Genomic DNA, 12,449 nt, shown 5'->3' with positions numbered 1-12,449 from the left:
TATGATTTAAGTTAATAAATCGCCGCCAACCATGCTGTTTGCTGAGCTTGACTCCGGGCAGTGTGGTTTATTTTTATGTCAAAAAACGGAGAGGAATAGTTATGAATATCGAAGAACTTGATTACCAAGAAAAAGCTACTAAGGCTGTCAATCATGTCGTTCTTTTTCAACCACAAATTCCACAAAATACAGGAAATATTGCTAGAACTTGTGCTGCAACCAATACACCACTACATATCATTCGTCCAATGGGATTCCCAATTGATGACCGTAAAATGAAACGCGCAGGGCTTGATTATTGGGACAAACTTGATGTGACATTCTATGATAGCATTGAAAAATTTATGGAAAAATGTGATGGGAAAGTTCACTTGATTAGTAAATTTGCTGAAAAAGTTTATTCTGACGAAAACTACAATGATGGCAACCATCATTATTTCCTTTTCGGTCGAGAAGATAAAGGTCTTCCTGAAGACTTCATGCGAGCAAATCCTGAAAAAGCGCTTCGTATTCCGATGAATGATGAACACGTGCGCAGCTTGAATTTGTCAAACACCGTCTGTATGATTGTTTATGAAGCACTTCGCCAACAAGTATTTCCAAATTTGGAACTCAGCCACACTTACGAGCATGATAAACTAAAATAAAAGAAAAGAAAAGCAGTCCTTTAGGACTGCTTTTGACGTATAAAAGTCCAAAAAGTGAGGAAAATCAGCATAAAATTAAGATTTTTCAGTCAAAAATATTGCAGAGCTTGATTTTTTTTGATATTCTAAGGGTGTCTTCAGGGCAGGGTGCAATTCCCGACCGGCGGTGTTGCCTTTCGTTGTTTGCTAAGAGAACGAGAGCAATATAAAAGTCCGCGAGCTGCTTGGCAGTTGATCTGGTGAGATTCCAGAACCGACAGTAAAGTCTGGATGGGAGAAGACCAAGAGTTTGCCTAGGATTTTTGACTACAGCAATATACTCGAACGCCTTCTTTCAATTTGAGAAAATTGGAGGAACTTTTTTATGCTTGAAACTATGACTAACACACGTAAATTGGCGCATATTGCCATTTTATCGACGCTTTCGTTCTTGTTGATGTATTTGCAATTTCCGCTGATTCCATCAGCCAGCTTCTTGCAATTTGATTTTTCAATCTTACCAGTCTTAGTTGGTCTTATGATGATTGACTTGCAAAGTGCGCTTGGAATTTTGATTTTGCGAACACTTCTAAAACTCATGTTAAATAATGGTGGTGTTACCACCTTGATTGGCATGCCAATGAATGTGGTCGCTTTAGGAGTTTTCTTGTTAGCTATGGCTTTCATTTGGAATCGAAAACCAAGTTTGAAAACTTTTGTTTTGGCTTCAGTTGTGGGAACGATTGGTTTGACCGTGGCTATGTTGATATTAAACTATATCTATGCGGTACCACTTTATGCCCAATTTGCAAACTTTGATATTTCAGCTATTCTAGGTTTAGGAAATTACCTTTTTGCAATGGTTGTTCCATTTAACTTGATTGAAGGAGTGATTTTCTCTATTTCCTTCTTCATCCTATGGACATGCCTAAAACCGATTTTAATGAAATAAATACATGATAAGTCTGGGACAGAGTCCTAGACTTTTTGGTTAATCTGCTATTGAACTTAACCTTTGTTTAAACTGCTACAGTTTTGCTACAGAATTTAGAGGCTCTGGCTAGGCTAAAAAAATGAACTGCGTTATAATAATACTGTTACACTAAATTCTTGTGAAAGGTATTAACATGAAACATAAACAAACCTATTTTACACTTGGCTCAACCTTTCTCGTGATTTTTATGATGTTGGGCTATGTTGTAAAATTTTATCCTGAAGCTGTAACAGGACTTGATTCAAGTATTCAATTAAGCGTTCGTGGAGATTTACCAGCTCATCTGACCGTTTTCTTTAAAGTTATCACAAATTTTGGTCATGAAGCGCTTGCCTTTGTCTATACATTTGCCATTGCAGCCTTTTTCTATTTCCGAAAAAATTGGAAGACGGAAGGACTTCTCTTAGCTGGCAATTTAGTTTTAATGGGGGCTTTTTCGACAGTCTTTAAGTACCTTTATAATCGTCCAAGACCAAGTTTGGAATTCTTAGTTAAACGACCAATGGGGCCATCGTTCCCAAGTTGGCATGCGGCATCCAGTATGATTGTGGCTATTAGTTTGATGATTATTATCGAGCAACATTTGACAAAAACAGTAGCTAAGCGACTTTTGCAAGTTTTGGTGCTAGTACTTGCTCTTTTAACAGCTGTCTCTCGTATCTACTTAGGTGTCCATTACCCAACAGATATCTTAGGTGGTTGGTTGCTAGCTCTTGCCATTTCTCTAGCTGTATACCCAATTTATGACAAGAAGCGTTTTGAATGGCGTTTCCAAGGAAAACAAGATTAAGTATGAAGGAGACGACCGACGGGTCGTCTTTTTAAGATGACTTGAGTTTGTCTCGTGCTTAGAAAGTGTTATAATAAAAGCTATGAAAAAACGTTACAATACTCTAAATGATTATTATCGCGAGATTTTTGGAGAAAAGATTTTTAAAGTTCCTATTGATGCGGGCTTTGATTGTCCTAACCGTGATGGGACGGTAGCGTATGGTGGCTGTACTTTCTGTACAGTATCAGGTTCTGGTGATGCTATCGTGGCTCCAGATGCTCCAATTCGTGATCAGTTTTATAAAGAAATAGATTTCATGCACCGTAAATGGCCAGAAGTTAAGAAATACTTGGTTTATTTCCAAAACTTCACCAATACACACGACACGGTTGATGTGATTCGAGAACGCTATGAACAAGCCATTAACGAGCCTGGTGTTGTCGGGATTAATATCGGGACACGTCCCGACTGTCTGCCAGATGAAACCATTGCCTACATTGCTGAGTTGTCTGAGCGTATGCATGTGACTGTTGAACTTGGGTTGCAGACCACTTATGATGAAACTTCTAAAATCATTAACCGTGCTCACACTTATGACCTTTACGTTAAAACGGTGAAACGTCTTCGTGAATTGGCTCCTAAGGTTGAGATTGTTTCTCACTTGATTAATGGTCTTCCAGGGGAAACACATGAGATGATGGTTGAGAATGTTCGACGTTGTGTGACCGATAACGAGATTGATGGAATCAAACTTCATTTGCTTCACTTGATGACAAGTACGAAAATGCAACGTGATTACCATGAAGGGCGTTTGAAATTGCTCAGTATGGACGAATACGTCAATATCATTTGTGACCAATTGGAGATTATTCCTAAAAATATCGTGATTCACCGCATTACTGGTGATGCTCCGCGTGATATGTTGATTGGACCAATGTGGAGTCTCAAAAAATGGGAAGTCTTGAATGCCATTGATAAAGAAATGGAACGCCGTGGCTCTTATCAAGGCTGTAAGGTAGAAGAGGAGTTTAAATCATGATAAAACGACCTTTACATTTGTCGCATGATTTTTTGGCAGAAGTGCTAGATGCTAGTGCCGTGGCTGTCGATGCGACAATGGGCAATGGTAATGATACAGCTTTTTTAGCCCAGCATGCTAAAAAGGTTTATGCTTTTGATGTGCAAGAACAAGCTTTAAAAAGCACCAAAGAACGCTTAGAAAAACAAGTTATTTCAAATGCACAATTGATTCTTGATGGTCATCAAAATCTTGATAGGTACGTTAGTGAGCCTATCCGCGCAGGGATTTTCAATCTGGGCTATTTGCCAAGTGCTGATAAAACAGTGATTACCAAACCAGATACGACGCTTGTAGCGATTGAAAAAATCTTAGAACGTCTTGAAATCGGTGGGCGTCTAGCCATCATGATTTATTATGGTCATGAAGGTGGCGACATGGAAAAAGACGCAGTGCTAGAGTTTATTTCAGCGCTCGACCAAAAAGAGTTTGCAACCATGCTTTACAAACCTCTTAACCAAATTCACCAACCACCTTTCTTGGTTATGATTGAAAAATTACGTTAATAATAAAATCTCTATGATTAAGGTCATAGAGGTTTTTCGTTATTAAAATTCAGGTTTGATATAAACACGTTCATCACCAAGTGGCACGATTGAGACTGGCTGGTCATAGAAATCTGACAGAATCTCTTCTGTCAGAACTTCATTTTTGGGTCCTTTGGCGATGATGTTACCTTTTTTGAGCAAAAGGACATGTGTGAAAGAACGTGTGATTTCTTCAGCATGGTGAGTAACATAGATAATAGTTGGCGCATTTGGCAAGCTAGTGATTTGCTCAATTTGTGTCAGCAATTTTTCACGGGCAAAAAGGTCAAGTCCACTAGTTGCTTCATCGAGAATCAAGATTTCTGGACTTTCCATTAAACTTCTGGCGATAAGAAGAAGTTGCTTTTCACCTTGTGAAAGGCTAGCGTAAATGCGTCCAAGTAGGTGTTCACCTCCAATAGAGATAAGCATTTGTCTAGCTTCTTCAAGTTCTTTTTCGCCGTATTCAGTATAAAGGATACTTGATTTGTATTTTCCAGTTAGGACGATTTTTTCAGCTAGCATGTGTGGAGATAATCGTTCGGCGATGAAAGAGCCAACGATACCAATTTTGGTACGTATATTGCTGATATCTGTGCCTCCAAATTGATTTCCGAGAACTTCCATGCTACCCTGACTAGTCCAATATTCAGCGGTGATGAGTTTTAGAAGGGATGTTTTGCCAGAACCGTTAAGCCCAAGAATTGCCCAGTGTTCGCCCTTGTTGACTTGCCAAGTGACATTATTCAAGAGTTTTTTATTCTGTCGTTCTAGACTAACATTGGTTAAAGAAAGTTGAATCATAGGAGAACCTCCGTCAAGTATTTGATAGTTATTGTATCATTTTCAGAAAATTTAGATATTCATTTCTGAAATAGTTTGGTAATTAAAACTAAAAATTAGTAAAACTTTACTAAAACTCGTTAACTTTGTTTAAGAAAGCGTTTACTATAATTATATAATCAAAAAACAAAGTTGTTAGAAGAAGGAGAGTTCTATGAATCAAACGACTCATGCAAGCAAAGATTTGAAAAAATCTGCAGCTACTTCACGTATTTCGTATGCTTTTGGGGCATTTGGTCACGATATTTTTTATGCGACCTTGTCAGCATACTTCATCACTTTTGTTACCTCACACTTATTTAATACAGGTGATGCAGCACAAAATAATCGCATGGTTTTGTATATCACTCAGCTTATCGCAGGTTTGCGTATTGTTGAATTGATTATTGCTCCTTTTATTGGAAATATGATTGACAATACAAAGACACGCCGGGGAAAATTCAAACCGTGGGTAGTAGCTGGTGGTACAATCAGCTCACTTGCTTTATTGATTTTATTTACTGATATGGGTGGACTTAATAAGACAAATCCAGTACTTTACTTGATTATCTTTGTTTTCATCTATATCACGATGAATATTTTTTATTCTTTTAAAGATATCGGTTTTTGGTCAATGGTTCCAGTACTATCATTTAGCTCTGAAGAACGTGAAAAAACAGCAACTTTTGCTCGTATTAATTCAACAATCGGTGCTAATATTGTTGGTGTTGTGATTATGCCAATCGTTCTTTTCTTCTCACTTCATCGTAATGGCGGTGCAGGAGATAACCGTGGTTGGTTCTGGTTTGCTTTTATTGTGGCTTTGTTAGGTGTGTTAACCGTTTTGGCTGTAGCCTTTGGTACACATGAAATCGAGTCCGACCTTCGTAAAAATACTGAGAAAACAGGCTTCAAAGATATTCTTAAAGTCTTAACTAAAAACGACCAATTAATGGCGATTGCTTTGTCATATGTCTTGTATACAACTGGGATTAGTATTTTAAATGCTTCTTAATCGTATTACTTTACTTACATCATGGGACATGCCGCTCAATTTTCAATCTTAGGTACGATTAATACAGTTGTCGGTTTGCTTTCCGTTTCTCTTTTCCCACAATTAGCTGGAAAATTGAATCGTCGTAATTTATTCTTTGCTTGTATCGCTGTGATACTTTGCGGTATTGGTCTCTTTTCAGTCGCTGGAACATCACTAGCTCTTGTTTTACTTGCTGATAAATTATTCTTTATTCCACAACCTCTTGTTTTTCTTGTGGTCTTGATGATTATCACAGACTGTGTGGAATATGATCAATGGAAACTTGGTCACCGTGATGAAGCTTTGACCTTGTCAGTTCGTCCTTTGTTGGATAAATTTGTTGGGGCTATTTCAAATCTTGTTATTGGTGCAGCAGTTGCTGCTGGGATGACAACGGGTGCGACAGCTGGTTCCATTACAAAAGCAGGAATCATTTCTTTTAAACTTTATGTCTTTGCTATACCATTTGCTTTGATTATTTTAAGTAGTTTGGTTTTCTTCTTCCGTGTTAAATTAACTGAATAAAAACACGCTGAAATTGTTGAAGAACTTGAACGTACTTGGGGATACGAATACATCGAAGATGATGTCGAAACAGATGGTGGTCTGAATATCTCAGCTCCAATTTCAGGTCAACTGATTGCCTTGTCAGATGTAGATGACCCAATCTTTGCAAAAGAAAGACTTGGTAAAGGATTTGCCATTAAACCAAGCGATCGTTGTGTTTATGCGCCATTTGATGCAATGGTTCGTCAAGTCTTTACCACTCGTCACGCTGTTGGTTTGGTTTCTGAAGATGGTATTGTCTTGTTGATTCACATTGGTATTGGAACCGTGAAACTAAAGGGAACAGGATTTGTCTCTTATGTGGTTGAAGTAGAGTATGTTAAAAAAGGTGATAAATTGATTGAATTCTGGGATCCAGCAATCAAAAAAGATGGACTTGATGATACGGTTATTGTCACTGTCATAAATTCACATGTCTTTAATGACTTTGTGATGAAAGATCCTGCTGGTATAAACGTATAAGCTGGTGATGATGTGTTGACCTTGAACTAAGGAAATATGAAAAGGACTCAGTTTATGTAACTGGGTCTTTTATTATAGAAGAAAGATAGTAGATTCTTGCAGTATTTGTTTGGTACATTAATTCGAAAATATGCTATAATGTAGTCACTGCATTAAGAATAGAATATAGGTGATTAAAACCTATTTGAGATAGAAGAGGAGTAAGATTTATATGGAAGACCCGAGTCAGAATTTAGTATTGCAATTTGTTTTATTGTTAATTTTGACCTTATTAAACGCCTTTTTCTCAGCTTCTGAGATGGCTTTAGTGTCTTTAAATCGTTCACGTGTTGAACAAAAAGCAGAAGAAGGAAATAAAAAATATATTCGTCTTTTGTCTGTCCTAGAAAAACCAAATAACTTTTTATCAACGATTCAAGTTGGGATTACTTTTATCGGACTTTTACAAGGGGCTAGTTTGTCTGCTTCACTTGGTGGTGTGATTGCCTCTTGGTTTGGAAATTATGTCTGGGCAAAAACAGCTGGTAGCGTGATTTCACTTGTTTTTTTGACTTATATTTCAATCGTTCTTGGAGAACTTTATCCAAAACGCATTGCCATGAACCTTAAGGAAAACTTAGCGGTTATTTCAGCTCCAGTCATTATCCTTATTGGGAAATTGGTTAGCCCATTTGTCTGGTTATTATCAGCCTCAACAAATCTTTTGTCACGCATCACACCAATGACATTTGATGATGCCGATGAAAAAATGACACGTGATGAGATTGAATACATGCTGACAAATAGTGAAGAGACTTTGGATGCAGAAGAGATTGAAATGCTTCAAGGTATCTTCTCACTTGATGAATTGATGGCGCGTGAAGTCATGGTACCACGTACAGATGCTTTCATGATTGACATCAATGATGACACGCAAGAAAATATTCAAGAAATTCTGAAAAGACACTTTTCACGTATTCCCGTCTATGATGATGACAAGGATAAGATTATTGGTGTCCTTCACACTAAACGTTTGCTAGCTGCTGGTTTTAGCGAAGGTTTTGATAATATTGTCTTGCGTAAAATCTTGCAAGAACCTTTGTTCGTTCCTGAAACAATTTTTGTTGATGATTTATTGCGTCAATTGCGAAACACTCAAAATCAAATGGCAATTCTACTTGATGAATACGGTGGTGTTGCTGGGATTGTAACCCTTGAAGATTTGCTTGAAGAAATTGTCGGTGAAATTGATGACGAAACCGATAAAGCAGAACAATGTGTTCGTGAAATTGGTGAAGATATTTATATTGTCCTTGGTACAATGACCTTGAATGATTTCAATGATTACTTTGACCTTGATTTAGATAGTGATAATGTCGATACTATTGCTGGATTCTATTTGACAGGGGTTGGTAACATTCCAAGTCAGAATAGTCGTGAAAGTTTTGAAGTTGATTCAAAAGAAAAACACCTTGTTTTAACAAATGATAAAGTAAAAGATGGTCGTGTGACGAAATTGAAAGTTGTCATTTCTGATATAGAACAGATCCCTGAGGAAGATTAAGCTTTTAGCTTAGTCTTTTTTTTTCAATAGATTGATGTGATGACTTAACGCTTTGATTGACTTAAAAACTGATATATAAGAGCTGTTTTACTAGTTTTTTATCACCATCTTTTCTCTGGAAAATGGTATAATGAAAATTAGAAAAACGGTTACAAAGGATGTTAGAAAATGACTGAAATAGATTACGGAAAAGTGACAGGAATGATTCATTCAACAGAAAGTTTTGGTTCCGTGGATGGTCCTGGTGTTCGCTTTGTCATTTTTATGCAAGGCTGCAAGATGCGTTGCCAATATTGTCACAATCCTGATACTTGGGCATTAGAGACAAATAATTCACGTGAGCGCACCGTGGATGATGTTTTGGCAGAAGCTTTGCGTTATCGACATTTCTGGGGTGAAAATGGTGGGATTACCGTTTCAGGTGGTGAAGCCATGTTGCAAATTGAGTTTGTAACAGCCCTTTTTACCAAGGCTAAAGAATTAGGAATTCATTGCACGCTCGATACTTGTGGTTTTACGTTCCGAGATACGCCTGAATATCACGAAATTGTGGATCAGTTACTAGCTGTGACGGATTTAATTCTTTTAGATTTAAAAGAAATCAATCCTAAACAACACATTGTTGTAACACGTCAACCCAATACTAATATTCTAGATTTTGCACGCTATTTGTCTGATAAAGGTGTCCCAGTCTGGATTCGTCATGTCTTGGTTCCAGGCTTGACAGATTTTGATGAAGACTTGATTGAGCTAGGAAAATTTGTAGCAACGCTAAAAAATGTGGATAAATTTGAAATTTTGCCTTACCATACTCTAGGTGAATTCAAGTGGCGTGAATTGGGAATTCCTTATACGCTTGAAGGGGTCAAACCACCGACTAGAGAACGCGTCCAAAATGCGAAAGAGCTGATGCACACGGAGTCTTACACAGACTACATGAAACGCATTCATCACTAGACAGGTTGACTATTGACATTGAGATGAATCTTTGATAAGCTCTATCACAAGGTGGACACTATGAACAGTTACAAAGTTTTAAAATTTGACGATCACTTCGTCTATTTGACGCAAGATGGCAAGATAAAAAAATTAGCGCGTGACTTATTTGATTTTGATATCGCACTAGGGGATAGAGTTGATTATATCCAAGATGGTGATATTGTCTTAGTGATACCGAGCCAAGGAGAAATGGACACAAGCAGTGATAAATCTGTTAAGTCTGGGCTTTTACAAGGCATTCTTAATCTTTTCTTGGAAACTTTATCCATTCATAATAACGACTTAGGAAATCTAAAGAAGATTTTTTCACAACTTTTGGTCACACTTTTTATGGCATGGAGTTTGCTTGGTGTGGTTGTGATTGAATTATTACTTTTACTAGAATCCTTGATTTCCGTTATCTGGCGCTTACTAGTTAAAGGCATTAAGAATTTACACATTGTGGATAATAGCCGAAAATATATGGCTTACCGCAAACGCCAAGAAGCAATTCGAAATCAAGAAAATCATGAGGAAGAAGAACGTCTTTTACGTCTTGCTTTAGAACAGGAAAAGTTAGATAAAAAAGATCAAGTTTCTGAAAAAATATCAGAAACTTTTACGATAGATTCAGAAAAATCTCAAGAAGGTTCTGTAAAAGAAACGAAAGAAATAGACTAAAAATGAAAGCATTTTTATTATTAAGTACTAGAGCTTGTTGATAAAGGTGCTTTTTTGTTGGAATAACGGCTTAAAAGAGCCTGCCAGCTTTGCTATCTCCTTTAAATTTTGCTAAAATAAGAATAAATAATTATTATGAGGTAAAAAACATGTCTAAAATTTTAGTTTTTGGTCACCAAAATCCAGACTCTGATGCGCTTGGTTCATCAATCGCATACGCATACTTGAAACGTGAACTTGGTGTAGATGCTGAAGCTGTTGCTCTTGGAACTCCAAACGAAGAAACAATTTTTGCATTGAACTACTTCGGTGTAGAAGCACCACGCGTTGTTGAATCAGCAAAAGCTGAAGGTGCTGACCAAGTTATTTTGACAGACCACAATGAATTCCAACAATCAATCTCAGATATCCGTGACGTTGAAGTTGTTGAAGTAATTGACCACCACCGTGTTTCTAACTTTGAAACTGCTAACCCACTTTATATGCGTTTAGAACCAGTTGGTTCAGCTTCATCAATTATTTACCGTCTTTACAAAGAAAACGGTGTTGCTATTCCTAAAGAAATGGCTGGTTTGCTTTTGTCTGGTTTGATTTCAGATACACTTCTTCTTAAATCACCAACAACTCACGCAACTGACCCAGCTGTTGCTGCTGACTTGGCAGAAATCGCAGGTGTTAACCTTGAAGAATACGGGTTGGCATTGCTTAAAGCTGGTACAAACTTGGCAACAAAATCTGCTGAAGAATTGATTGACATCGATGCAAAATCATTCGAACTTAACGGAAACCTAGTTCGTGTTGCACAAGTTAATACAGTTGATATCAACGAAGTTCTTGAACGTCGAGCAGAAATCGAAGCTGCAATGACAGCTGCTATCCAAGCTAACGGATACTCTGACTTTGTTCTTATGATTACTGATATCCTTAACTCAAACTCTGAAATCTTGGCACTTGGTGCTAATATGGATAAAGTTGAAGCTGCCTTCAACTTCAAACTTGAAAACAACCACGCATTCCTTGCTGGTGCAGTTTCACGTAAAAAACAAGTTGTTCCACAATTGACAGAAAGCTTCAACGCCTAATCAAAAGTGATAGGATAACAAAAGGGCGATGCAAGTCGCCTTTTTGTATGCTTTGTATATTGAGGAGATAAAAAATTAAAGATATTGATATGAAAAAAATTATCTTTTTATTTTGTTGTTTTATTTTAGTTGGATGTCATCAGCAATCAAATGGTAGTAAAGTAAAAACAAGCCATGGCACAAGAGAAGTTGTCGAGTCTAAGAATGTAACAAAAGAGAAAAAAGATTATTCTGATTGGTTTTTAAATTATCGTTATTATTATGTTGCATCAAATACTTCAACCTTGATGACATGTGGGATAAGCTTAAATAATGATGGTACTGCAACTTTATGTAGAGCTGGCGCAGAATTGATGGCATTCAATGCTGGAAATCCTTTAAAAGGACAGTACACAATTGAAGATTATGAGGATTCTAATACTGTACAAACTTATGTTACATCAGGTAATATGACTGTAAATGGAGAAGAACCTAGTCGAGTAGAACTTGTTCCAAGTGTTAAAATCACGATAGATATTCCTGTTCAAGAACTTCAACGTGTTAATGGCAACGTTAATTCTGTAAAAGATGAAAACAAGGTAGTGCTTTATGGTTATACTAATGATGATGGTAATAAAGTATTAACAACAGGTGAAGAGGTAAAATCAGCATTACAAGTTTATTTTCATGCTAAACCTGAAAAAGCTAACTACGTTGTTAGTGTAGATGTATTGAATTTACGTTTAAAACCAAGCTTATCAGCTGATGTTGTTACTAAAAAACAAAAGGGTGATATTCTTCAAGTATTAGATTATGTTAGTGGAGAATCAGTTGATAATAACTCAACTTGGTGGGAAGTTAATATTGATGGTCAGAAATGTTATGCTTGGTCTGGTGCTCTTAAAACACAATTAGCTTATGATGCTGAGCTAGAATCCGCCAATGATATTAATTTGGAAGAGATAAAGGATGAAAACTACGAATCGCTTGCTGGAACATGGCGTAACGGAAAAGGTGATACTCTTGTTATTCGAGTTGATGGATCTGTTACTAGTACAGTAAGTGGGAACACAGGTGAAGAAAGTTTGCAAGGTGCCTTTAGATATGAAAATGATGGCATTCCTTATATAGGAATGGGGAATGGTTTCACTGGTGGTTTATTGGCGTTATTTAAAGTTGGGTTTGAAAACCCATCGGGAGATAAGTCTGATATTTCTAAACCCCGAATTGTACCAACACAGAATGGTGTTTATCATTCATCTAATGATTACTATTATTATCGTCAATAACATGGAAGGAAAT

Annotated in this window: 11 protein-coding genes, 1 pseudogene and 1 riboswitch; of the genes and pseudogenes, 11 read left to right on the top strand and 1 reads right to left on the bottom strand. The window is 37.0% G+C overall.

From position 1 onward, the window contains the following. Positions 1-101: 101 nt before the first annotated feature. The 5 genes from DQN23_RS07025 (at position 102) to DQN23_RS07005 (ending at position 3,976) form a co-directional block, all read left to right on the top strand. On the top strand, positions 102-647 hold the full coding sequence (locus tag DQN23_RS07025) for a tRNA (cytidine(34)-2'-O)-methyltransferase (protein WP_111712966.1): 546 nt from the start codon (positions 102-104) through the stop codon (positions 645-647). A gap of 129 nt (positions 648-776) precedes the next feature. Then, positions 777-933, top strand: a riboswitch (FMN riboswitch). A 78-nt stretch (positions 934-1,011) separates the two neighbouring features. Continuing rightward, positions 1,012-1,578 carry an ECF transporter S component gene (locus DQN23_RS07020; RefSeq protein ID WP_020917328.1) on the top strand — a complete coding sequence of 189 codons (567 nt, stop codon included), beginning with the start codon at positions 1,012-1,014 and terminating at the stop codon, positions 1,576-1,578. A 175-nt stretch (positions 1,579-1,753) separates the two neighbouring features. Further along, a complete protein-coding gene (locus DQN23_RS07015) occupies positions 1,754-2,410 on the top strand; it encodes a phosphatase PAP2 family protein (RefSeq protein ID WP_020917327.1) in 657 nt (218 codons plus the stop codon). A gap of 82 nt (positions 2,411-2,492) precedes the next feature. Beyond that, entirely contained in the window at positions 2,493-3,431 is a 939-nt protein-coding gene (locus tag DQN23_RS07010) for a TIGR01212 family radical SAM protein (RefSeq protein ID WP_111712965.1), read from the top strand. Next, entirely contained in the window at positions 3,428-3,976 is a 549-nt protein-coding gene (locus DQN23_RS07005; protein ID WP_111712964.1) for a tRNA (mnm(5)s(2)U34)-methyltransferase, read from the top strand. Before DQN23_RS07010 ends, DQN23_RS07005 begins: the two co-directional genes overlap by 4 nt. A gap of 42 nt (positions 3,977-4,018) precedes the next feature. On the opposite strand, the gene DQN23_RS07000 is transcribed toward DQN23_RS07005, so the two are convergent. Beyond that, entirely contained in the window at positions 4,019-4,801 is a 783-nt protein-coding gene (locus DQN23_RS07000) for an ABC transporter ATP-binding protein (RefSeq protein WP_020917324.1), read from the bottom strand. 193 nt (positions 4,802-4,994) lie between these two features. On the opposite strand from DQN23_RS07000, the pseudogene DQN23_RS06995 reads away from it, so the two are divergent. The 6 genes and pseudogenes from DQN23_RS06995 to DQN23_RS06970 all read left to right on the top strand — a co-directional run bounded on the left by DQN23_RS06995 (position 4,995) and on the right by DQN23_RS06970 (position 12,436). Then, a pseudogene (locus DQN23_RS06995) lies at positions 4,995-6,884 on the top strand (glycoside-pentoside-hexuronide (GPH):cation symporter). Between the two features lie 211 nt (positions 6,885-7,095). After that, positions 7,096-8,427: a hemolysin family protein gene (locus tag DQN23_RS06990; protein ID WP_061408439.1), complete on the top strand. Its 1,332-nt coding sequence runs from the start codon at positions 7,096-7,098 to the stop codon at positions 8,425-8,427. Positions 8,428-8,595: 168 nt separating this feature from the next. Next, on the top strand, positions 8,596-9,384 hold the full coding sequence (gene pflA / locus DQN23_RS06985) for a pyruvate formate-lyase-activating protein (protein WP_020917322.1): 789 nt from the start codon (positions 8,596-8,598) through the stop codon (positions 9,382-9,384). Positions 9,385-9,444: 60 nt separating this feature from the next. Beyond that, entirely contained in the window at positions 9,445-10,086 is a 642-nt protein-coding gene (locus DQN23_RS06980; protein WP_111712963.1) for a hypothetical protein, read from the top strand. A gap of 149 nt (positions 10,087-10,235) precedes the next feature. Continuing rightward, entirely contained in the window at positions 10,236-11,168 is a 933-nt protein-coding gene (locus DQN23_RS06975; RefSeq protein WP_111712962.1) for a manganese-dependent inorganic pyrophosphatase, read from the top strand. A gap of 89 nt (positions 11,169-11,257) precedes the next feature. Continuing rightward, complete coding sequence (locus DQN23_RS06970; protein ID WP_020917319.1) at positions 11,258-12,436, top strand: DUF6287 domain-containing protein; 1,179 nt, start codon at positions 11,258-11,260, stop codon at positions 12,434-12,436. The last annotated feature ends 13 nt before the right edge of the window (positions 12,437-12,449 follow it).

It is taken from the genome of Streptococcus lutetiensis, from assembly GCF_900475675.1.
Lineage (GTDB): Bacteria > Bacillota > Bacilli > Lactobacillales > Streptococcaceae > Streptococcus > Streptococcus lutetiensis.
This window is presented reverse-complemented; position numbering and strand designations above follow the sequence as displayed.